The sequence below is a fragment of the Streptomyces cacaoi genome, from assembly GCF_006539165.1.
In the GTDB taxonomy this organism is placed as follows: Bacteria; Actinomycetota; Actinomycetes; order Streptomycetales; family Streptomycetaceae; genus Streptomyces; species Streptomyces cacaoi.
The window spans coordinates 60,300-80,996 of sequence record NZ_BJMM01000029.1; the positions used below are offsets into that span (position 1 = coordinate 60,300).

Below are 20,697 nucleotides of genomic sequence, written 5' to 3' on the forward strand. Positions count from 1 at the left end.
GAGCCGTTCGCAGTCTCGACGGCCTGCGCCGGGTGCGGCAGGGCCCCCGCTCTCCCTGGTCCTGACAGGGCCCCCGCTGGAACACGGGCGCCGCATTACCGTGGCGGTATGAAGGACGCGGAATCCGGCAACCGGCTCGGCAGCTACCTCCGTGCCCGGCGCGAGCTGGTCTCCCCGGCACAGGCCGGGCTCCCGCCCGGCGGCAACCGCCGCGTGCCCGGCCTGCGCCGCGAGGAGGTCGCCCTGCTCGCGGGGATCAGCCCCGACTACTACCTGCGCCTGGAACGGGGACGGGACAAGAACCCCTCACCGCAGGTCCTCGCCTCGCTCGCGCGCGTCCTGCAACTCGACGAGACCGAGCGGGCCTATCTGCTCGGCCTCGCGGCGGCCCGCCCCAGGGCGCCGCGCCGCAAGCGGCCCGAGCACGTACCGGCGCGCGTGCACGAACTGCTCGCCCATCTTCAGATCCCCGCGTTCGTCGAAGGCCGCGCGTTCGACGTCCTCGCCTCCAACTCCATGGCCGTCGCACTCTCGCCCCGGCTGCGGCCCGGCCACAACCGGCTGCGCTCCCTCCTCCTCGATCCCGAGGAGCGCGCCTTCCAGCAGGACTGGACGCAGGCCACCGCCGATTTCGTCGCCGCCCTGCGCACCACCATCGGCGACGACACCGACGATCCCCGGTTCGTCGAGCTGGTCGGCGAACTCGCCCTGTCCAGCAGCCGGTTCCGCACCCTGTGGGCCCGCCACGACGTCCGTGGCCTCGACGGGGGCACCACCACGGTCCATCACCCCGCCGTCGGTGAACTCCGCCTCCACCGCGACAAACTCCCCGTCGACGACGTGATCCTCGTCCTCTACTACCCCGACAAGGACAGCGACAGCGACGAGAAACTGCGCCTGCTCGCCGCGCTCGCCCACACCGGGCCCACCGGTACGGCGCACGACGAACCGACGGACAGCCCCCGCCCGGGGACCACCTGAGGGAGATCCGCCGTGCTCAGACGACGGCGCCGCGCCCCGGATCGTCGTCGTCGTCCTCGCTGCCGTCCCGCATCCGCGTGATCAGCGTCGCGAAGCCGCCCAGGAAGCCGCCGACGCCCAGGGTGACGATCCACCAGGTCAGTTCGGCCTGTACGAGGATGGCGCCGATCAGCAGCAGCGGGCCGCCGAGCACCGCGAGCCAGGCGAACTTCGTCGTCACATCCGTCTCGGGAAGCGGCGGCGGCTCGGGCGGCTCGAAGTGGCCCTCGTCCTCCTCCGAGTCCGGCGGCTCCCAGTCGCGGGGGCCGGTGCCGGCCGCGTAGACGGTGAGGCTGCGGATGCCGGCCGGACCCGGCACGGTGCCGACGCCGCCCCGGCCGTTCCCGCGGTCTTCCCCGCCCTCGGTGTCCTCGCCGTCCTCGGCGTCCCCGGCGTGCTCGGCGGTGGTGCCGTCTCCGCCGGTCCTGCCGTCCCCGCCGCCGTCCCGCGCGGGGGAACCGCCGTCCGCCGCCGCGTCCTTCGGCAGCTCGTCCGGGGGCTCCTCGCCGTACGCGGCGACGATCTCCGCCCAGGCCGCCTCCTCGTCGGCGGGCAGCGACGGTTCGCGCCGGGCCGGCTTCTCGCCCTCGCCGCCGCGATCCTCGGGCTCCCGCCCCGCGTCCGGGTCACGCTCGGTCACTGGTCATCCTCTGTTCCTCGCCCGCTGCGCCGTCCCGGCCCAGGCCGCCGAGCCGCTCGATGAAACCGAGGCTGTCGGCGAAGATCCGTTCCGCGTCGTGGTCGAGCGTCGCGACGTGGTAGCTCCGCTCCAGGATGCTCTCCGTGACATCGGTGGAGGAGACGCGGCCGAGCACCGACGCGGCGGCCGAGGCGGGGACCACATGGTCGGTGCGGCTGCGCAGGAGCAGCAGCGGCTGGGTGACCTTCGGCAGATCGGCCCGCAGGACGCGGTAGAAGTCGCGCAGCGCGTAGGCGGCCCGGGTCGGTACCCGGCCGTAGCCCAGCTCCCGGCCGCCGCCCTTGGCGATGTCGTCGGTGATGCCCCGCACCGAGCGGGTCAGGAACCGGGCGAAGGGCACCGCGTACCCCGTCAGCCGGGGGAAGGCCGTCGCCGGGTTGACCACGACGACGCCGCGTACCGCGTCCCCGTGGTGCGCGGCCAGCCGCAGCGCGAGCCCGCCGCCCATCGAGAGGCCGAAGACGAAGACCCGCTCGCACCGTTCGGTCAGCAGCCGCAGCTCGCGGTCGACGGTGGCGTACCAGTCCTCCCAGCTGGTCAGCGCCATGTCCTCCCAGCGGCTGCCGTGCCCCGGCAGCAGCGGCAGCGCGACGGTCAGCCCGTGCCCCGCCAGATACTCGGCCCACGGGCGCAGCGACTGCGGTGAGCCCGTGAAGCCGTGGCAGAGCAGCACTCCGGTCGAGGAGCCGTCGTGGTGGTACGGCTCGGCTCCGGCGAGTAGGGGCGGCACGGTGGGCCTCCTGGGGCTCGGCGGGCGGACGGCGCCCGGTCCTCGCATACGGGCCGTCGGACCCGTGGGAACCGGCGCCGGCCGGGTCGGCATGTTGGTGCATGTCGGCGGGCCGTCGGTCGTCGCGGACCGCGGCGGAAGCCCTGCCAACCCTACGCGGGCGCACGGGCAGCCCGATAGCTCCGCCGTCACGTACGGGCCGGCACCGGTTCCGGGATCCTCCGGGGAGTGCCCGGGCCGGCATCGGGATAGGGTCAGGCGTCAGACGGAGGTGGTCCAGGTGTTCTACGGCGCGATGAAGATGTCGGTCGGCAACGCGCTGAAGCTGACGTTCCGGCCCTGGGTGGAGGGGCTGGAGCACGTGCCCGCCGAGGGGCCGGCGATCCTGGCGAGCAATCATCTGTCGTTCTCGGACTCCTTCTTCCTGCCGGCGGTCCTGGACCGCAAGGTCACCTTCATCGCGAAGGCCGAGTACTTCACCACCCCGGGGGTCAAGGGGAAGCTGACGGCCGCGTTCTTCAAGGGCGTCGGCCAGCTGCCGGTGGACCGCTCCGGCGCGCGGGGCGCGGGCGAGGCCGCGATCAAGCAGGGGCTCCAGGTGCTGGAGCGGGGGGAGTTGTTCGGCATCTACCCGGAGGGCACCCGCTCGCCCGACGGCCGCCTCTACCGCGGCAAGCCGGGCGGCCTGGCCCGGGTGGCGCTGCGCTCCGGCGCACCGGTCATCCCGGTCGCCATGATCGACACCGAGAAGATCCAGCCGCCGGGCAAGGCCGTACCGAAGCTGATGCGCCCGGGCATCCGGATCGGCGCCCCGCTGGACTTCAGCCGCTACCAGGGCATGGACAACGACAGGTTCATCCAGCGCGCGGTGACCGACGAGGTCATGTACGCCATCCTCAAGCTGTCCGGCCAGGAGTACGTGGACATCTACGCCACGGCGGCCAAGCGTGCGATCGCCGAGGCGGAGAAGGCGCAGAAGGCCGAGCGGGCCGAGGCGGAGAAGGCGGAGAAGGGCGGAAAGGCCGAGAAGGCCGAGAAGGTGGGGAAGGGCGAGGAGGCCGGGGAGGCCGGAGCCGGGGAGGAGTCCGCCCGGCCGCTGCACGGGCGGGAGCGCGAGGACGGCGGCTCGGGGAGGGCCGCCTAGCCGGCTCGGCACCCGCGTCGTCCATGTCGTGCAGAGTGAACCCGACCGCCCCCGGCGGTCGGAGGAGACAGCCCGCCCCCGGCGGTCGGGAGGAGACAGCCGCCCCGGGTGGTCGGGAGGGAGCAGCCGCCCGGGCGGTCGCCAGGAGGCGGCCGTTGCGGCGGCCGGGGAGAGCGCGGCTGACCAGGGGGGAGCCATGGCCGTGAAGAAGATGTCCGTCGAGCAGCCGTTGTGGCACGCGCTGACCGGCTACCGGGTGCTGACCGTGCTGTACGCCGTCGCCGTCTTCGTGTGGCAGCACGCCGACTACAGCGCCCCGGCCGTCGCCGGCGGCTTCCTGGCGCTGCTCGTCGTGTGGACGTTCGCGACGCTGCGCAAGGTCGCCTCGGCGGCCCGCTGCACGCTGCCGTTCCTGGGCGCCGACGTCGCCTTCGCCGTCGTCGGGATCCTGCTCTCCCCGCTGGTGGACGTGCACAACCAGGTCGGCCCGACGCTGCCGTCGATCTGGGTGGCGGGCCCGGTGCTGGCGTTCGCGCTGAAGGGCGGCTGGCGCTGGGCGGCGGGCGCGTCGGTGCTCGTCGGGATCGCCAACGTCATCGAGGCCGGGGAGATCACCCGGCCGACGCTGCACAATGTGCTGCTCGTCTGCGTCGCCAGCGTGGCCATCGGCTACGTCGTCGAGGTCGCCCGGGCCAGTGAGCGGACCCTGGCGCGTGCCCTCCAGATCGAGGCGGCCACCCGGGAGCGGGAGCGGCTGGCGCGGGACATCCACGACAACGTTCTCCAGGTGCTGGCCATGGTGCAGCGCAAGGGCACCCAGGCCGGCGGCGAGGCGGCGGAGCTGGGGCGGATGGCGGGCGAGCAGGAGATCGCCCTGCGCTCGCTGATCTCCACCAACCGGCCACCGCGGCAGCGGCAGGGCGGGCCGGGGGACGGCGCTGCCGCCTCCGCCCCGGTGGCGCACGCCGGGGCCGGGGCGCCGGACGCGGCCGACGGGCCCGACGGGCTCGACGCGTTCGGCGGCGCTGAGGGGCCCGGCGGACTCGGCGGCGCCGGCGGGCCCGGCCGGATCGACGGGCTCCACGGCCTCGACGGCCTCGACGGCTTCGACGCGGCCGACGGGTTCGGGGCGGCCGAGGGTGCCGACGAGACCGAATCGGCCGATCTGCGGGCGCTGTTGGCCCCGTACGCCGGCGCCCGGGTCTCCTTCGCCGAGCCGGGCGCCCCGGTGCGGCTGCCCGCGCGGGTGGCGCGGGAGGTGGCGGCGGCCGTCGGCGCCGCCCTGGACAACGTACGGCTGCATGCGAGCCCGCAGCCGGGGCAGGAGGCACAGGCATGGATCCTGCTGGAGGACGAGCCGGACGCGGTGCTCGTCACCGTGCGGGACGACGGGCCGGGGATTCCGGAGGGGCGGCTCGCCGACGCGGAGGCCGAGGGGCGGCTCGGGGTCGCGCTGTCGATCCGGGGCCGGCTGCGGGATCTGGGCGGCACGGCGGATCTGGTGTCCGTACCGGGACAGGGCACAGAAGTGGAATTGAGGGTGCCGAAGCATGAGTGAGCAGGACGCAGGGGCCGGCGCGGGGGCCTTCGGGGCGGACGGTCCAGCGGAGGCGGACGGCCGCGGCCCGGGCCGCGCGGGGGAGGCGCGGGTGAGCGTGATGGTGGTCGACGACCATCCGATGTGGCGGGACGCGGTCGCCCGCGACCTGGGGGAGGCCGGGTTCGACGTCGTCGCGACCGCCGGTGACGGCGAGCAGGCCGTCCGCAGGGCGCGCGCCACCTCGCCGGATGTGCTGGTCCTGGATCTGAACCTGCCGAGCAAGCCGGGTGTCCAGGTGTGCCGGGAGCTGGTCGGGCACGGGGCGGCGCCGCGGGTGCTGGTGCTGTCCGCCAGCGGGGAGCACGCCGATGTCCTGGAGGCGGTCAAGTCCGGCGCGACGGGCTATCTGGTGAAGTCGGCGAGCACCGAGGAACTGCTGGACGCGGTGCGCCGTACGGCGCTGGGCGACCCGGTGTTCACCCCGGGCCTGGCCGGGCTGGTGCTGGGCGAGTACCGCCGGCTGGCGGCCGACCCGGCGCCGCTCGCCGAGCGGGACGCACCGGATGTGCCGAAGCTGACCGAGCGGGAGACCGAGGTGCTGCGCCTGGTCGCCAAGGGGCTCAGCTACAAGCAGATCGCCGAACGCCTGGTGATCTCCCACCGCACGGTGCAGAACCACGTCCAGAACACCCTGGGCAAGCTCCAGTTGCACAACCGCGTGGAGCTGGTCCGCTACGCCATCGAGCGCGGTCTCGATGAGGAGTAGCACCTCGTCCGGCAGCGGCACGCCCCGCACAGCTGTGCCCCCGGCGCCGTCCCCCGTGCGCGGTCCCCGGTGTCGTACGCAGGTCCTTCGTCCGGGTGAGAGCGGGGCGGGCGCCCGTGCCCAACTCCGTTGCGTGGCCCGGGAATCGGCCGGAAGCACCGTCCTTGTGTGATCTGGATCACCGTTAGCGTGACGGGCGCCGTGCCGGTTCTCCGGTGCGGCGCCAAGCGCGTCATGCGGAGAAGGGAGATCCCATGCGGGTCGGAGTGCTGACCGGCGGCGGCGACTGCCCCGGTCTGAATGCGGTCATGCGGGCCGTCGTCCGTAAGGGAGTCGGGCGGTACGGCTACGACTTCACCGGCTTCCGGGACGGCTGGCGCGGCCTGCTGGAGGGCGAGACGGTGCGGCTGGACGTCGCCGCGGTGCGCGGCATGCTGCCCCGCGGCGGCACCCTGCTCGGCTCCTCGCGCACCAACCCCTTCTCGCAGGACGACGGCGTCCGCCGTATCCGGGAGAACCTCGCCAAGTACGAGGTGGACGCGCTGATCGCGATCGGCGGCGAGGACACCCTGGGCGTGGCGGCCCGGCTCACCGACGAGTACGGCGTCCGCTGCGTCGGCGTCCCCAAGACGATCGACAACGACCTGTCCGCCACCGACTACACCTTCGGCTTCAACACGGCCGTCACCGTCGCGACCGAGGCCATCGACCGGCTGCACACCACCGCCGAGTCGCACATGCGGGTGCTGGTGGTCGAGGTCATGGGCCGGCACGCGGGCTGGATCGCCCTGCACTCGGGCCTCGCCGGCGGGGCCAACTGCATCCTCATCCCCGAGCAGCGCTTCGACGTCGACGAGGTGTGCTCCTGGGTCACCTCGCGCTTCCGGGCCAGCTACGCGCCGATCGTGGTCGTCGCCGAGGGCGCCATGCCCAAGGGCGGCGAGATGGTCCTCAAGGACGGCTCGACCGACTCCTTCGGGCACGTCCGGCTGTCCGGGGTCGGCGAGTGGCTGGCCAAGGAGATCGAGTCCCGCACGGGCAAGGAGGCCCGCACCACGGTCCTCGGCCACGTCCAGCGCGGCGGCACCCCCACGGCCTACGACCGCTGGCTCGCCACCCGCTTCGGGCTGCACGCGATCGACGCCGTGCGGGACGAGGACTGGGGCTCGATGGTCGCCCTGCGCGGCACCGACATCGTCCGGGTGCCGCTCTCCCAGGCGACGGAGAAGCTCAAGACCGTCGCCCCGGAGCTGTACGAGGAGGCCGGCGTCTTCTTCGGCTGACGCCTGACTGATGCCTGCCGCCTGACGCCGGGCGCTTGGCTCCTGGGGCCTGACATCCGACACCTGGCGCCTGACACCTGGTGCCCGGCGCTCGACGCCCGCGCCCGACGGCCCGACCGGCCGGCCCGTCCCCGCCCGGACGGGCCGGCCGTCGTCCGTCTGCCGGGTGCCGGGTGCCGGGTGCCGCCCCCGGTGTGCGGCATGCCGGGGCTTCCCGTAGCTTTCGTACCGGTGTGTCCGTGTATCGGCGGCTCGCCGTGGCACCCCGTCCGGAAGGACGGCGGACCGAGGGGCCGACGGTGCCGGTGCGCGGACGCCCGGACGGGCCGACAGGCCGACGGGTCGATGGGCCGACGAGATGCGGGAGGCAGCCGTGGAGATCCTCGCCTTCGGCGTGCAGGCGGACGAGCGGCCGCTGCTGGAGACGGCCCTGCGGGAGCGGCAGCTGTCCGGCCGCTGCCTCGAAGTGTTCCTCAACCGGGACACGGCACCGCTCGCCGCCGGCCACGAGGCGGTCACCGTCAGCGTCAACGCCCGCCTCGACGCCGAGGTCCTGCGCACCCTCGCGGCCGGCGGGACGCGGATGATCGCCCAGCGGGCCACCGGCTTCAACAACATCGCCCTCGACGTCGCCGACGAACTGGGGATGACCGTCGCCCGCGTCTCCGCCTACTCGCCGTACTCCGTCGCCGAGTTCGCCTGGGCGCTCACCATGGCGCTCAACCGGCACGTTCCCCGCGCCGTGCGCCGCACCCGCGAGTTCGACTTCCGGCTGGACGGGCTGATGGGCCGCGACATGCACGGCCGCACCGCCGGCGTCGTCGGCACCGGGCGGATCGGTGCGGCCTTCGCCCGGATCGCGCACGGCTTCGGCATGCGGCTGCTGGGCTGGGACCTGGCGCCCGACCCGGACTGCGAGCAGCTGGGCATGGAGTACGTCGGCCTGGACCGGCTGCTCCAGGACGCGGACGTGGTCAGCCTGCACGTGCCGCTCGTCCCGGACACCCACCACCTCATCGGCCGCGCGGCCCTCGACGCCATGAAGGACGACGCCCTGCTGATCAACACCAGCAGGGGCGGCCTCGTCGACACCGAGGCGCTCGTCGACCAGCTGCGCCGGGGCCGCTTCGCCGGTGTCGGGCTGGACGTGTACGAGGCGGAGGCCGGGGTGTTCTTCACCGACCGCTCGCTCGACGTCGTCCAGGACGACGTACTGGCCAGGCTGATGACCTTCGGCAACGTGCTGGTCACCTCGCACCAGGCGTTCTGGACGCACGACGCGGTGAGCCGGATCGTCGACACGACGGTCACCAACCTGGAGGACTACGTGGCCGGCCGGCTCAGCGCGAACGTGCTGGTCGGCCCCGGTCGGCCGGCTCCCCGGCCGCCGGCGGAGCGCTGAGCCCGTCCAGCAGCCCGGCCGTCAGCCCCACCCCGTCCAGGGACAGCACCGACTCCGGGTGGAACTGCACCCCGGCGAAGCCCGGGCCGCGCAGCGCGTGCACCTCGCCGCTGACCGGGTCCCGGCTCAACTCGACGCCGTGCAGCGCCAGTTCGCCGACGGTCTCGGCGTCGCAGCGCGCGGTGAACGAGTTGTAGAAGCCCACGGTCTGCGGCTGCCCGAACAGATCGATGCGCTCCTGGGTGCCCTGGTGGGGCCGCCGCTTGCGCACCAGTTCCAGGCCCAGCTCGGCGGCGAGCAGCTCGTGCCCGAGGCAGACACCCAGCAGCGGCTGCCGCCGCGCACGGACCAGCGCGGCGGCCAGCTCCCGCAGGATCCGCATCTTCGGCTCGTCCACCTCGCGCGGATCGCCGGGCCCGGGGCCGAGCACGACGGGCCCGGTGTGCCGCAGCGCCGCCTCGTGCAGCCCGGGGCTGTCGTAGCGCCGCACCGTCACCGAGCGGCCGGTCGAGCGCAGCAGATGGCCGAGCATCGAGGTGAAGGTGTCCTCGCCGTCCACGACGAGCACCTCGCCCCGCTCGGCGGGGACGGCGGAGCGCATCCGCAGCCAGAACGGGGCGAGCCCCCGGCGGCGGTCGGCGAGCGCGGCCTGCACCCGCGGATCGTCGCCCAGGCGCGCCGCCGGCGACCGCTCCGCGTGCGCCCGCGCGGGGCGCACCCCCAGCGCGGTGAGCACCCCGGCCGCCTTGGCGTGCGTCTCGGCGACCTCGCTCGCCGGATCGGAGTCGCGCACGATCGTCGCACCGCTGCCCACCCGCAGCCGGCCCGTCGCGGCGTCGATGTCCACGGTGCGGATCAGGATCGGCGAGTCCAGCGTCTGCGCCCCGCCCGCGTCGTGCCCGAGCAGCGCCAGCGCCCCCGCGTAGTAGCCGCGGCCGTCCCTCTCGTGGCGCTCGATGACCCGGCAGGCGTTCTCGACGGGGGAGCCCGTGACCGTCGCCGCGAACATCGTCTCGCGCAGCACCTCGCGCACATCCAGCGTGCTGCGCCCGCGCAGTTCGTACTCGGTGTGCGCCAGATGCGCCATCTCGCGCAGCCGGGGGCCGACGACGACACCGCCCTCGTCGCCGACGGTGCACATCATCTTCAGCTCCTCGTCGACGACCATCGACAGCTCCTCGGTCTCCTTGCTGTCGTCGAGGAACTCCAGCATCCCCGCCACGTCGGGGCCCTCGGCCGGATACCGGTAGGTGCCGCTGATGGGGTTCATCACGACCGTCCCGCCGGACATCCGCACATGCACCTCCGGGCTGGCCCCCAGCAGCACCCGGTCGCCGGTGTGCACGAGGAAGGTCCAGTACGCGCCGTGCTCGCCGCGCAGCAGCCGGCCGAAGAGGGCCAGCGCGTCGGCCCGCGAGAAGCCGGGGACCCGGCCCTCCCAGGTGCGCCGGACGACGAAGTTGGCGCCCTCACCGGTGGCGATCTCGTCCCGCACGACCCGGCGGACGATGTCCTCGTAGGCCGCGTCGGCCACGTCGAACCCGTGCTCCTCCACGTGCACCTCGTGGTCCGGCAGCGCGGCCTGCACCTCGGCGAGCGGCAGCTCGTGGCGCTCCTCGGGCAGCAGCACGGACAGCGGGGTCCCGTCGTCGCGCACGTCGAATCCGCGCTCGCGGATCTGCCGGAAGGGGACGAGCGCGAGCGCGCCCGCCTCACCCTCGGGGCGCATGGGCAGCTCGGCGAGGCGCTCGACCTCGTGCACGGGCCCGGTCAGCAGCTCGACGACGGGCACGCCCCCCGAGGCGTCGCCGGACACCCGGCCCGGGGTGCGGCGCAGCAGCAGGGCGAAGGGCGGGGCGTCCGGCTCGGTCAGCGCGGTGATCAGGGGGTGCGGAACGGGTGCTGCGGCGGTCATGCGCGGTCTTCCTTCCGTGTGCCGCGCCGCTGTGCGGTGCGGCGGCGAGCGGTTCGGGACGGAGGAACGGCCGCGGAAACACCGAAGGCCGCCCCTCGGGCGGCCTTGTCGGTGCGTGCGATGAGGCTCGGCCTCAGTGCATACGCGCGTCCGGGTGGGCCGCCGCAGAGGCGGGCCACCACCAGTTCATGGTCGTCGGCGCGTGCATGCGGGCCACTGTAGCGGACGTCACGGACGGCCCGGCCCGCGCGGACGGTCCCCGGCGGCTTCTCCGAGGGCGCCCCCGCGGCCTCCGCCGGGCCCGGCCCGCCTGCGCCGTTTCCCCTGGGCAAGGCGCGGGGCGCGCACGCCCTGTGCTCCCGCGCCCCGGTGGTCTCGCATACCGGGCAGGGGGACGAGAACGTCCCGGCACCCCGTAACCTGGGTGCGTGACTGTGAACGCCAACACCGACGCCGGGGCCCGCACCTGGCGAGACCTGCCCGCAGCACAGCAGCCCGACTGGCCGGACCACCAGGCTCTGCGCGATGCCCTCGCGGAACTGGAGTCCTATCCGCCGCTCGTCTTCGCCGGCGAGTGCGACCAGCTCCGGGAGCGCCTGGGCGCGGTGGCGCGGGGCGAGGCGTTCCTGTTGCAGGGCGGCGACTGCGCGGAGGCGTTCGACCAGGTCGGCGCCGAGCACATCCGCAACAAGCTCAAGACGCTGCTCCAGATGAGCGCCGTGCTGACGTACGCGGCCTCGGTGCCGGTCGTCAAGGTCGGCCGGATCGCGGGCCAGTACAGCAAGCCGCGCTCGAAGCCGACCGAGACGCGGGACGGGGTGACGCTCCCGGTCTACCGCGGCGATTCCGTCAACGGCTTCGAGTTCACCGAGGAGTCCCGCCGGCCCGACCCGGAGCGCCTCAAGCGCATGTACCACGCGTCGTCCTCGACGCTGAACCTGGTGCGTGCCTTCACCACCGGCGGCTACGCCGACCTGCGCCAGGTGCACGCCTGGAACCAGGACTTCGTCAAGAACAGTCCCTCCGGGCAGCGGTACGAGGCGCTGGCCCGCGAGATCGACCAGGCGATGAAGTTCATGCGGGCCTGCGGCACCGACCCGGAGGAGCTGCGCACCGTCGAGTTCTTCTCCTCGCACGAAGCTCTGCTGCTGGACTACGAGTCGGCGCTGACCCGCGTCGACTCCCGCAGCGGCAAGCTGTACGACGTCTCCGGGCACATGATCTGGATCGGTGAGCGCACCCGCCAACTGGACGGCGCGCACATCGAGTTCGCCTCGCAGGTGCGCAACCCGGTCGGTGTGAAGCTCGGCCCGACGACCACCTCCGAGGAGGCGCTGGCCCTCATCGAGCGGCTCGACCCGGACCGCGAGCCGGGCCGGCTCACCTTCATCACCCGGATGGGAGCCGACAAGATCCGCGACCGGCTCCCGGAGCTGGTGGAGAAGGTCACGGCCTCCGGCGCCCAGGTCGGCTGGGTCTGCGACCCGATGCACGGCAACACCTTCGAGGCGGCCAGCGGCCACAAGACCCGCCGCTTCGACGACGTGCTGGACGAGGTCAAGGGCTTCTTCGAGGTCCACAAGAGCCTGGGCACCCACCCCGGCGGTATCCACATGGAGCTGACCGGGGACGACGTCACCGAGTGCGTGGGCGGCGGCGACGAGATCTTCGTCGACGATCTGCACCAGCGCTACGAGACGGCCTGCGACCCGCGCCTCAACCGCAGCCAGTCGCTCGACCTGGCCTTCCTCGTCGCGGAGATGTACCGCGACCAGTGACGGCGGGGGCCGCAGCGGCTCCACACGCCCCGGGGGCCCGCATCCCGTGTGAGATGCGGGCCCCCGCGCATGGATGGACACCTCTGGCCGAGTAAGGTTAGGTTTACCTCAGCAATTGCGATCCCCGGCCGTACGGTCGGCCGGCCCCGGGAGGTGAACCGCGTGTACGTCTGCTCGTGCTTCGGCATCACCGAGGAGCAGGTACGCGAACACGCGGCGGCCGGGGCGTGCACCCCGCGCCGGATCGCCTCCGAGTGCAAGGCGGGCACCGACTGCGGCTCCTGCGTCCGCCGTATCCAGAGCATCCTCGGCCGGGGCAGCTGCCCCCGGCGTGCGGCACTGGAGCGGGGCGAACCCGCGCTGACCGCCGAGGCCGGCTCCGCGCCGGGCGCCGCGCCCGCCGCCCCGGAGACCGCGCCCGTCGCCCTCCCGGAGCCCGCGCCGCTGCCCGGCCGCCTCGGCGCCGCCGCGTCCGCGCGGGAGCCGGACGCGCCCGGGGACACCGGCACCGCCGCCGCTGCCTGAACGGGGCCCGGGCCGAAGCTCAGTAGGACGCGTGGTCGTCGCCGCTGTCGCTGCCGCCGCCGTCCGAATCCGGCTGCTTGATCTGCTGTGCGATGTAGAGGGCCTCACCGAGCTTGGCGACCAGGTCGAGCTGGGTCTCCAGGTAGTCGATGTGGTGCTCCTCGTCCCGCAGGATGCTCTCGAAGAGCTTGGCCGAGGTGATGTCGCCCTTGTTGCGCATGAGGTCGATGCCGCGGCGCAGCCTGTCGATCGCCTCGACCTCGACCTGCTTGTCCGCCTCGAACATCTCGGTGACCGTCTGGCCGACCCGGACGTGGAAGAGCCGCTGGTAGTTCGGCAGCCCCTCCAGGAAGAGGATCCGGTCGGTCAGCCGCTCCGCGTGCCGCATCTCGTCGAAGGACTCGGCGCGCGTGTAGTCGGCGAGCTTGTGCCAGCCGAAGTTCTCCTGCATTTTCGCGTGCAGGAAGTACTGGTTGATCGCGGTCAGCTCCGCGGTGAGCTGCTCGTTGAGGAACTCGATGACCTCGGGGTCGCCCTGCATCGTCGCGGGCTCCTTCCAGGGGGCGTGCGTAGGGGTACGCGGGGTTGCCGACAGGGGGTGCGCGCGCAGGGCGCATCCTTGCACCGCCGCCGCGACCCGGTCCAGTAAGTGCAGGCTTACCGTGCTTGTCCCGAATTGGGCCCTGAACGGGAGCGTTCACCGTTCTGTGCCGTCCGCGGACACGGCGGGTGAGCCGGGGGCGGCCCCGGCCCGGCGGGCGCGGTCTGTCACCATGGAAGGCATGGGTCAACCGCACAGCCGCACAGGAGGGCAGCCGGAGCTTCCTCCAGGGCAGCGGCTCCAGCGCGGCTGGCCGGTCACCCACTACGGACCCGTCCCCAAGTTCAAGCCGGAACGCTGGGACTTCCGCGTCTTCGGGGCCACGGCGGACGGCGAGAAGCACGGCTGGGACCACGAGCAGTTCACCTCGCTGCCGTACGAGACGGTCGTCGCCGATCTGCACTGCGTGGCGAAGTTCAGCATGCTCGGCGCCGAGTGGGGCGGGGTGCGCGCCCGGACGCTCCTCGAACTGGCGCCGCCCGCACCCGAGGTCACCCATGTGATGGTCTGGGCCGAGTACGGCTTCAGCTCCAACATGCGGCTCGCCGACTTCGCGGTGGAGAACGCCGTCTTCGCCACCCACCGGGGCGGCGAACTGCTCACCGCCGAACACGGCTTCCCCGTCCGGTTCGTCGTCCCGCATCTGTACGCCTGGAAGGGCCCCAAGTGGGTGCGCGGCGTCGAGTACATGACGGCGGACCGGCGCGGCTTCTGGGAGGAGCGCGGCTACCACAACGTCGCCGACCCGTGGCGCGAGCAGCGCTACTCGTACCAGGAGGAGCCGGGCGACGGCCCCGAGCTGTGAGCCGCGGCCCGGCCGCCCGGCCCGCCGCTCACCGCCTCACCGCGCTGACGGTTCCCGGCCGTCCCGCAGCTTCTTCAGCAGCGCCACATCGGCGGCGTGCCCGTCCTTGCCGCCCGGGGTCTCGATGACGAGCGGGACGCCCGCCGTCGCCGGATGGGCCATCAGCGCACCGAACGGCTCCGCGCCGATGTGCCCCGAACCGATGTTCTCGTGCCGGTCCTTGTGGGCCCCGGCGACGTCCTTGGAGTCGTTGGCGTGGATGAGCCGCAGCCGGCCCGGGCCGACGGCCTCGACCAGCGCGTCCAGCGTGCGGGCCGTCCCGTCCGGGGCGGCCAGATCGTGCCCGGCGGCGAACGCGTGGCAGGTGTCCAGGCAGACGCCGAGCCGCGGATGGTGCTCAAGTATGTCGAAGTAGGGCGCCAGTTCCTCGACGCGGGAGCAGAGCGAGGAGCCCTGCCCGGCGGTCGGCTCCAGCAGCAGCCAGGGGTCGTCCTCGGTCAGCTCGGCCAGCAGGGGGCGCATCAGCTCGCCGGCCTGGGCGAGCGCGGTCTCGCGGGACCGGCCGCCGGTGGCCGAACCGGTGTGCACGACGACGCCGAGCGCGCCGATCACACGGGCCCGCCGCAGCGAATGCCGCAGCGAGGAGACGGACTTGGCGGCGGTTTCCTCGTTGTGCGAGCCGAAATTGATGAGATAGGGCGCGTGCACATAGGCGGGGAGCCCGCGTTCGGCGCAGATCCTGCGGAATTCTTCGTCCTGCTGCGGATTTCCCGGCGGCATTGCCCAGCCGCGGGGATTGGCGACGAACACCTGAAGCGCTTCCGCTCCGATGTCGTCCGCATAGGAAATGCCATTGGCGGCCAGCCCCCGTGCGACGGGGACATGGCCGCCAATGGGCGGGGTGCCTCGGGACTGCGCGTTGTTCGGTGTCACCCGAGCAGTATCGCAGTGCCTCAGTAGGCCGAGTTCACGTTGTCCATCGAACCGTACCGGTCCGCCGCGTAGTTGCAGGCGGCGACGATGTTCGCGACCGGGTCCAGCAGGTTATCGGGGGTCCCCTCGACGTGGTAGGTGTCGAAGGTCGGCTGGATCACCTGGAGCAGGCCCTTGGACGGCACACCGTTCCGGGCGTTGATGTCCCAGTTGTTGACCGCGTTGGGGTTGCCGCCGGACTCGCGGATGATGTTGCGGTGGATGCCCTCGTAGCTGCCGGGGATCCCGTGCTGCTTCATGATGGACATCGCCTCGCGGATCCAGCCGTCCAGGTTGTTCGGGTAGGCCGGCTTGGCGGGGGCGCGCTCGGCGGAGCGGGAGGCCGCTTCCTTCTTGGCGCGCTCCTGCTCGGCGGCGGCCCGCGCCGCACGGTTCCGGGCGTCCTGCGCGGCCTTGGCCTGCTGCTGGGCCTTGGCCTCCTTGGCGGCCTTGGGCTCGGCCGCGGCCTCGGTCTTCTTGTCGGACTTCGCGTCCGTGCGCTGCGCGGTCGCGGCGTCCTTCGCCTCGGCCTTCTTGCCGTTCTCGGTGACCTGGAGCAGCGAGCCGTTGTGCTGAGCGGTGAGGTCCTGACCCTGCTTGGGGAGGATCGAGGAGTGCGTCGTGTACGCGGCGCTCTCGGTGGCGATCTTCTTGGCGCTGGTCTGGCCGGGCTCACCGTGCGCGGCGGTTCCGGGGAGAACCGTCAGGGCGAGCGCCGCGGCGCCCGCGGTGCCGAGACCGATGGTCGAATACTTCTTGGCCTTCGGGCTGAGCGTGAAGCCGGGAATGCTGGGCATAAGAAGAGCGGAACCTTTCCATCGCTGGCGTCGCATAGGCGGGGGAGCCGGGGATACGCCGAGTTCTGTTTCACGGCGCCGTGCGACGTCGGCAATTGTTAGAGGCTCCGAATCGGCGCAGCAACGATGTGACGTACTACCTGAATTCGGGGGCGACGGCCCGTATCGGGGCCCCGGGCGCTTTCCATTCCAGGTCGCGCCCGCCGGGGTATTCCACTAACCCGTTTCGTACGTGATCTGTGCCCTATGCGCGGGCTCACACGCCGCGGGCTCCGATCCCACTGCGGGTGGTGGCGTATGCGCGCCACGTCCGGAGCTGTTCGGTCTTTTCCGGCGAATCGGAAATGTCCCGTCGAAGTTCCCCGGCTGCCGGGGAAGAGCCCAGGTCAGGCAGGGGGGAGTGCCCGGGTCGGGCAGGGGGGAAGCACCCAGGTCGGGCAGGGGAGAGGGGCGGCGGCGCCGAGCGGGGCTCAGCGCAGCCAGATGGTCACCTCGGAGCCCCTGGGGGCCTTCTTGCCGGAGTCCGGGCTCTGGTTGAAGACCGTGTCCCCGAAGAAGACGCGGCGCACCGTCACCTCGAACCCGGCCCGCTCCAGCTTCTCGCGGGCCTCGTCCTCGCCGCTGTCCTCCACGTCCGGCACCTCGACCATCTCCGGGCCCTTCGAGACGGTCAGGGTGACGGTGCCGCCCTTGGCCAGCTGGGCGCCCTCGGCGGGGGACTGCCGGGCGATGGTGCCCTTGTCCTCCTCGGAGTGCACCCGCTCCGGCGCGACCTTGACCTTCAGGCCCGCGTCCCGCAGCTCGTCGGCGGCCTCGTCCTCGTCGTCGCCGACCACGTCGGGCACGTCGATCGGCCGCCCCTTGGAGACGGTCAGCGCCACGGCCGAGCCCGGGCGCCGCTCGCTGCCCGGCTTCGGATCCGTGGAGATCACCGAACCCTGGGCGGTCTCCTCGTCGAACCGGCGCTTGACGATCCCCGGCACCAGGTCCGCGTCCTTGAGCTGCCGGCGGGCGTTGGAGAGCGGGGTGCCCGAGACATCCGGCACCTTCACGATGTGCGGGCCGCGCGAGACGGTCAGCGTCACACTGTCCGACCTGCGGATGCGCCCGCCCGGCTCCGGATCGCTGCTGATGACATGGCCCCGCTCGACGCGCTCGCTGTAGTCGCGTTCGACCTTGGCGTCCAGGCCCGCGTCGGACAGCGTCTCGGTTGCCTTGTCCTGCGTCATGTCCAGGACGGCGGGGGTCCGGGTGAACTGGCCGGAGTTGATGTACCAGATGCCCGTGCCCACGAGCGCGAGCAGCACGACACCGACGGCCACGAGGAAACCGCGGCCGGGCACCCGGCGCCGGCCCGCACCGGTGCGGCCGGCCGGCGGTTCGGGCGGTGGCGCGGCGGCGGCCGACAGCCGGGCGGTGTGCTCGGGCGGCGCCGGAGCGGTGCCCGCGGGGCGCGGGATGACGGAGGTGGCGGCCTCGGCGTCGGCGGCCCCGTCGTCGGAGGCGTCGGGGACGGGGGCCTCGTCCGGCTCCTTGGCCTGCGGCGGCACGGCGTCCAGCTCGGCCTCCGTCAGGCCCGCGCGGGCGGTGCGCACCTCGGCGAGCAGCGCGGCCGCGTCCTCGGGGCGCGCGTCTGGGTTCCGGGCGGCCGCGCGCGCCACCAGCGCGTCCAGCGGGCCGGCCAGGCCCGGTACGGACTCGGAGGGCGGCGGGACATCGGTGTTGAGGTGCTGGTAGAGCACCTGCGCGGGGGTGCCGCCGGCGTAGGGCTTCCCGCCGGTGAGCATCTCGTAGAGCATCACCCCGCACGCGTACAGATCGGTGCGGGTGTCCGCCGTGCCGTCCTCGATCTGCTCGGGCGCCAGATAGGAGACGGTGCCCAGGATCGAGTCGGTCGTCGCGGAGGTGTGGCTGTCCACCGCGCGGACCAGGCCGAAGTCGGCGACCTTCACCCTGCCGTCGTCCCCTATCAGGACGTTCTCCGGCTTCATGTCCCGGTGCACCAGGCCCGCCCGGTGCGCCGAGCCCAGCGCGGCCAGCACCGGCTCCAGGACGTCCAGCGCGGCGCGCGGCTGGAGCGCCCCCCGGTCCCGCAGGACGTCGCGCAGCGTGCAGCCGGAGACGTACTCCATGGCGAGGTAGACATAGGTGCCGTCGGTGCCCTGGTCGAAGACGCCGACCACGTTGGGGTGCGCCAGGCGGGCCGCCGATTTCGCCTCGCGGATGAAGCGGGCGACGAAGGCGTCGTCCGTGGCGAGGGAGGGGTGCATCACCTTCAGGGCCAGCACGCGGTCCAGTCGCGTGTCCGTGGCGCGGTAGACCGTCGCCATACCGCCGACGGCCACACGGGCCTCGACGCGGTAGCGGCCGTCGAGGACCTGACCGACCAAGGGGTCCTTGAGGGTGGTGTCCATTGCGGAGAGTGTACGAGTCCTTCGCCGGGGCGCGGCCGAGGGTTCCGAGGTCGGCACAGGTCCGCGTCCGAACGGTGACCGTCCCGGCTCCGCCCCCGGTGGAGCGGGGCGGGGCCGGGACGGCGCGGGGTACGGATCAGCGTGCGCAGAGGCCGGTGACGGTCTTCACCGAGCTGCCGGCGTTCTCGTCGTCGGTGCCGACCACGGCCTTGTCCGAGCCGGGCAGACAGGTGAGCGCCTCGACCTTGTGCCCGGGGAACCTCTCCAGCACCTCGGGGTGCTCGGCGGCCTCGATCCGGCCGGTGTGGGCGCCGTCCAGGGCGACGTGTCCCGCCGAGTAGACCCCGGAGTCGAACGGGCCGTCGTCGCCCGGGTCGGTGGCCGAGCCGACCAGAAGCTCACCGGAGCCGGTGATCTTCAGATCGGAGGCCGAACGCGGGTCCCCCGCGGGGTAGGGGGCGCGGACCCGCGCGGTGTGGACCTCGCCGAAGGTGACGCCGTCGCCGGCGGGGTGTGCGTGGTCCGTGCGCGAACCGCCCGTCCGCGCGGGCGCCTCGTCGTCGGGGAGGGAGAAGGAGGCCGCACGCAGCGTGCTGGGCCTGCCGTCGTCGCCCCGGTCCGCCCAGACGGCGATGAGCGCGCCGTCCTCACCGGCGGGGGAGGAGGCGGCGGGCCGGGCCAGCGCGAAGCTCTCGTAGTTGTCGGGCTTGTCGGTGTTGTCTGGGGTGTCGGGGTTGCCGTCGCCCCCGGCCTTCCCGGGCAGCTCGAAGGTGTCCAGCACCCGCGCGCTGCGGTGTGCGACCTGGATGCGGTAGCCCGTGCCCGCGCTGGCCAGGGCCACGTACTGGCCGGGTGCGCCCGGCACCCGGTCGATCGCCTCCAGATCGGTGGGCAGCGGGCCCTTCCAGGACAGCGGGGTCAGCCGGGGCTTCTCGCCGGGGCGTGCGGTGATCCGGGCGATGCGGTTCTCGCCGGGCTTCTTGTTGTCGCGCACCACCACGCCGTGCAGCGTGCCGTCGTGGCCGTGGTGGGTGCCGTCCGTGGCGATACCGCTGATGCCGGAGGTCATGCCGTCCCCGACGTGGTACCAGTCGCCGTCGGCCGCCTGTGCGGTGCCGGTGCCCGCGGTGAGGGCGAGGGCGGCGGCCGCTCCCAGGCCGGCCAGGCGGATCCTGCTGGGGCTCCTGCGCTCCATGGGCTGGTCAACTCCTGTCTGCCGGGCAGGCACGCGAGGCGTGTGACACGCGTAGAACTGACCGCGTGACCGTAGCAATGGCAAATGCAGCTGACCAGTACCCCGCTCACGGCTTTATCGCCCGGAGTCAAAGCAAATAACTGCGAAGGAACCCGGGCAAACCGGGGCCAGGGGTCACCCCGTCCGGCCGGCTCCTCCGGCACGGGCCTCGGCACCGGCCGCCGGCACCGGCCTCGGCTCGGGCCCCCTGGCGCACCGGCCCCGTCCGGCACCGGCGCCGGCCTCCCGGCACCGGCCCCGGCTCAGCCCCCCTGGCCGAAGGCCGGCCGCTCCGGGTCCAGATCGGCGACGCCCGTCACGGGTGAGGACGCCTCGGCGAAGTGCCGCCGCGGGATACGTCCGGCCCGCCGCGCCAGCCGGCCCGCCTCCACGGCGTGCCGCATGGCCTCGGCCATCAGCGCGGGCTCCTGGGCGCGGGTGACGGCGGAGGCCAGCATCACCGCGTCGCACCCCAGTTCCATGGCGAACGCCACGTCCGAGGCGGTGCCCGCACCGGCGTCCAGCACGACGGGCACCCCGGCCTGCTCGGTGATCAGCTGGAAGTTGTGCGGGTTGCGGATGCCCAGCCCGGAGCCGATGGGGGAGCCGAGCGGCATGACGGCGGCGCAGCCGGCGTCCTCCAGCTTGCGGGCGAGCACCGGGTCGTCGTTGGTGTAGGGCAGCACGGTGAAGCCGTCGTCGACGAGGGTCTCGGCGGCGTCCAGCAGCTCCACCGGGTCGGGCAGCAGGGTCCGCTCGTCGGCGATGACCTCCAGCTTCACCCAGTCCGTGCCGAGCGCCTCCCGGGCCAGCCGGGCCGTGAGGACCGCCTCACCGGCCGTGTAGCAGCCGGCGGTGTTCGGCAGCACACGGATGCCGTTGCGCTCCAGCACGGTGAGGACCGAGCCCTGCACGGACGGATCGAGACGGCGCATGGCGACCGTCGTCAGCTCGGTACCGGAAGCACGCAGCGCCCGGTCCAGGACGTCCAGGCTGGGCGCGCCCCCGGTGCCCATGATCAGACGGGAGGTGAAGGCGGTGTCGCCGATGGTCAGCGGGTCGTCGGCCATG

Annotated in this window: 18 protein-coding genes; 9 read left to right on the forward strand and 9 right to left on the reverse strand. The window is 73.2% G+C overall.

Features of this window, described 5'->3' with window-relative positions; all coding sequences use genetic code 11:
- The first annotated feature begins 108 nt into the window (after positions 1–108).
- The gene (locus tag SCA03_RS23785; protein WP_030881798.1) at positions 109–981 is read left to right on the forward strand and encodes a helix-turn-helix transcriptional regulator; all 873 of its coding nucleotides are present in this window, start codon (positions 109–111) and stop codon (positions 979–981) included.
- A gap of 16 nt (positions 982–997) precedes the next feature.
- Here the strand turns inward: SCA03_RS23785 and SCA03_RS23790 are convergent, their stop codons facing one another.
- Positions 998–1,660 (reverse strand): hypothetical protein, encoded by a 663-nt coding sequence (locus SCA03_RS23790; RefSeq protein ID WP_371863979.1) that lies wholly within the window; start codon positions 1,658–1,660, stop codon positions 998–1,000.
- Positions 1,647–2,498 carry an alpha/beta hydrolase gene (locus SCA03_RS23795; RefSeq protein WP_086817077.1) on the reverse strand — a complete coding sequence of 284 codons (852 nt, stop codon included), beginning with the start codon at positions 2,496–2,498 and terminating at the stop codon, positions 1,647–1,649. Before SCA03_RS23795 ends, SCA03_RS23790 begins: the two co-directional genes overlap by 14 nt.
- A 232-nt stretch (positions 2,499–2,730) precedes the next feature.
- Between SCA03_RS23795 and SCA03_RS23800 the strand changes: the two genes are divergently transcribed.
- The 5 genes from SCA03_RS23800 (at position 2,731) to SCA03_RS23825 (ending at position 8,585) form a co-directional block, all read left to right on the forward strand.
- Positions 2,731–3,594 carry a lysophospholipid acyltransferase family protein gene (locus SCA03_RS23800; RefSeq protein WP_169729669.1) on the forward strand — a complete coding sequence of 288 codons (864 nt, stop codon included), beginning with the start codon at positions 2,731–2,733 and terminating at the stop codon, positions 3,592–3,594.
- 196 nt (positions 3,595–3,790) lie between these two features.
- Positions 3,791–5,152 carry a MacS family sensor histidine kinase gene (gene macS, locus SCA03_RS35560; protein WP_174864507.1) on the forward strand — a complete coding sequence of 454 codons (1,362 nt, stop codon included), beginning with the start codon at positions 3,791–3,793 and terminating at the stop codon, positions 5,150–5,152.
- Positions 5,153–5,252: 100 nt separating this feature from the next.
- On the forward strand, positions 5,253–5,900 hold the full coding sequence (locus tag SCA03_RS23815; RefSeq protein WP_086817089.1) for a response regulator: 648 nt from the start codon (positions 5,253–5,255) through the stop codon (positions 5,898–5,900).
- Between the two features lie 254 nt (positions 5,901–6,154).
- Positions 6,155–7,183, forward strand: coding sequence for a 6-phosphofructokinase (locus tag SCA03_RS23820; RefSeq protein WP_030881815.1), 1,029 nt, complete (start codon positions 6,155–6,157; stop codon positions 7,181–7,183).
- A 373-nt stretch (positions 7,184–7,556) separates the two neighbouring features.
- Entirely contained in the window at positions 7,557–8,585 is a 1,029-nt protein-coding gene (locus SCA03_RS23825; RefSeq protein ID WP_086817087.1) for a 2-hydroxyacid dehydrogenase, read from the forward strand.
- Here SCA03_RS23825 and SCA03_RS23830 read toward each other — a convergent pair.
- Positions 8,524–10,500, reverse strand: coding sequence for an anthranilate synthase family protein (locus SCA03_RS23830; RefSeq protein WP_086817076.1), 1,977 nt, complete (start codon positions 10,498–10,500; stop codon positions 8,524–8,526). The genes SCA03_RS23825 and SCA03_RS23830 overlap by 62 nt on opposite strands.
- A gap of 428 nt (positions 10,501–10,928) precedes the next feature.
- On the opposite strand from SCA03_RS23830, the gene SCA03_RS23835 reads away from it, so the two are divergent.
- Complete coding sequence (locus tag SCA03_RS23835; RefSeq protein ID WP_030881824.1) at positions 10,929–12,278, forward strand: class II 3-deoxy-7-phosphoheptulonate synthase; 1,350 nt, start codon at positions 10,929–10,931, stop codon at positions 12,276–12,278.
- A 162-nt stretch (positions 12,279–12,440) separates the two neighbouring features.
- Entirely contained in the window at positions 12,441–12,803 is a 363-nt protein-coding gene (locus SCA03_RS23840; protein ID WP_086817074.1) for a (2Fe-2S)-binding protein, read from the forward strand.
- Positions 12,804–12,822: 19 nt separating this feature from the next.
- Here SCA03_RS23840 and bfr read toward each other — a convergent pair whose 3' ends face one another.
- Entirely contained in the window at positions 12,823–13,344 is a 522-nt protein-coding gene (gene bfr, locus SCA03_RS23845) for a bacterioferritin (protein WP_086817072.1), read from the reverse strand.
- A gap of 241 nt (positions 13,345–13,585) precedes the next feature.
- Here bfr and SCA03_RS23850 point away from each other — a divergent pair, with 241 nt between their 5' ends.
- Positions 13,586–14,209, forward strand: a complete 624-nt coding sequence (locus SCA03_RS23850; protein WP_030881833.1) for a sulfite oxidase-like oxidoreductase — start codon at positions 13,586–13,588, stop codon at positions 14,207–14,209.
- Between the two features lie 36 nt (positions 14,210–14,245).
- Here the strand turns inward: SCA03_RS23850 and SCA03_RS23855 are convergent, their stop codons facing one another.
- The 5 genes from SCA03_RS23855 to SCA03_RS23875 all read right to left on the reverse strand — a co-directional run bounded on the left by SCA03_RS23855 (position 14,246) and on the right by SCA03_RS23875 (position 20,696).
- Entirely contained in the window at positions 14,246–15,142 is an 897-nt protein-coding gene (locus tag SCA03_RS23855; RefSeq protein ID WP_170298109.1) for a deoxyribonuclease IV, read from the reverse strand.
- Positions 15,143–15,162: 20 nt separating this feature from the next.
- Complete coding sequence (locus SCA03_RS23860) at positions 15,163–15,978, reverse strand: transglycosylase SLT domain-containing protein (RefSeq protein ID WP_030881839.1); 816 nt, start codon at positions 15,976–15,978, stop codon at positions 15,163–15,165.
- A gap of 470 nt (positions 15,979–16,448) precedes the next feature.
- Positions 16,449–18,392: a Stk1 family PASTA domain-containing Ser/Thr kinase gene (gene pknB, locus SCA03_RS23865; protein ID WP_086817070.1), complete on the reverse strand. Its 1,944-nt coding sequence runs from the start codon at positions 18,390–18,392 to the stop codon at positions 16,449–16,451.
- Positions 18,393–18,528: 136 nt separating this feature from the next.
- Entirely contained in the window at positions 18,529–19,587 is a 1,059-nt protein-coding gene (locus SCA03_RS23870; RefSeq protein ID WP_086817068.1) for a hypothetical protein, read from the reverse strand.
- 302 nt (positions 19,588–19,889) lie between these two features.
- Complete coding sequence (locus SCA03_RS23875) at positions 19,890–20,696, reverse strand: thiazole synthase (RefSeq protein ID WP_030881849.1); 807 nt, start codon at positions 20,694–20,696, stop codon at positions 19,890–19,892.
- Position 20,697: the final 1 nt, after the last annotated feature.

Bases quoted from the DNA above. Each gene is read 5' to 3' on its own strand.
- SCA03_RS23815 (WP_086817089.1), top strand. From the start codon at position 5,253: ATGGTGGTCGACGACCATCCGATGTGGCGGGACGCGGTCGCCCGCGAC.
- SCA03_RS23830 (WP_086817076.1), bottom strand. From the start codon at position 10,500: ATGACCGCCGCAGCACCCGTTCCGCACCCCCTGATCACCGCGCTGACC.
- SCA03_RS23820 (WP_030881815.1), top strand. From the start codon at position 6,155: ATGCGGGTCGGAGTGCTGACCGGCGGCGGCGACTGCCCCGGTCTGAAT.
- bfr (WP_086817072.1), bottom strand. From the start codon at position 13,344: ATGCAGGGCGACCCCGAGGTCATCGAGTTCCTCAACGAGCAGCTCACC.
- SCA03_RS23870 (WP_086817068.1), bottom strand. From the start codon at position 19,587: ATGGAGCGCAGGAGCCCCAGCAGGATCCGCCTGGCCGGCCTGGGAGCG.
- SCA03_RS23850 (WP_030881833.1), top strand. From the start codon at position 13,586: ATGGGTCAACCGCACAGCCGCACAGGAGGGCAGCCGGAGCTTCCTCCA.
- pknB (WP_086817070.1), bottom strand. From the start codon at position 18,392: ATGGACACCACCCTCAAGGACCCCTTGGTCGGTCAGGTCCTCGACGGC.
- SCA03_RS23785 (WP_030881798.1), top strand. From the start codon at position 109: ATGAAGGACGCGGAATCCGGCAACCGGCTCGGCAGCTACCTCCGTGCC.
- SCA03_RS23860 (WP_030881839.1), bottom strand. From the start codon at position 15,978: ATGCCCAGCATTCCCGGCTTCACGCTCAGCCCGAAGGCCAAGAAGTAT.
- SCA03_RS23875 (WP_030881849.1), bottom strand. From the start codon at position 20,696: ATGGCCGACGACCCGCTGACCATCGGCGACACCGCCTTCACCTCCCGT.
- macS (WP_174864507.1), top strand. From the start codon at position 3,791: ATGGCCGTGAAGAAGATGTCCGTCGAGCAGCCGTTGTGGCACGCGCTG.
- SCA03_RS23795 (WP_086817077.1), bottom strand. From the start codon at position 2,498: ATGCGAGGACCGGGCGCCGTCCGCCCGCCGAGCCCCAGGAGGCCCACC.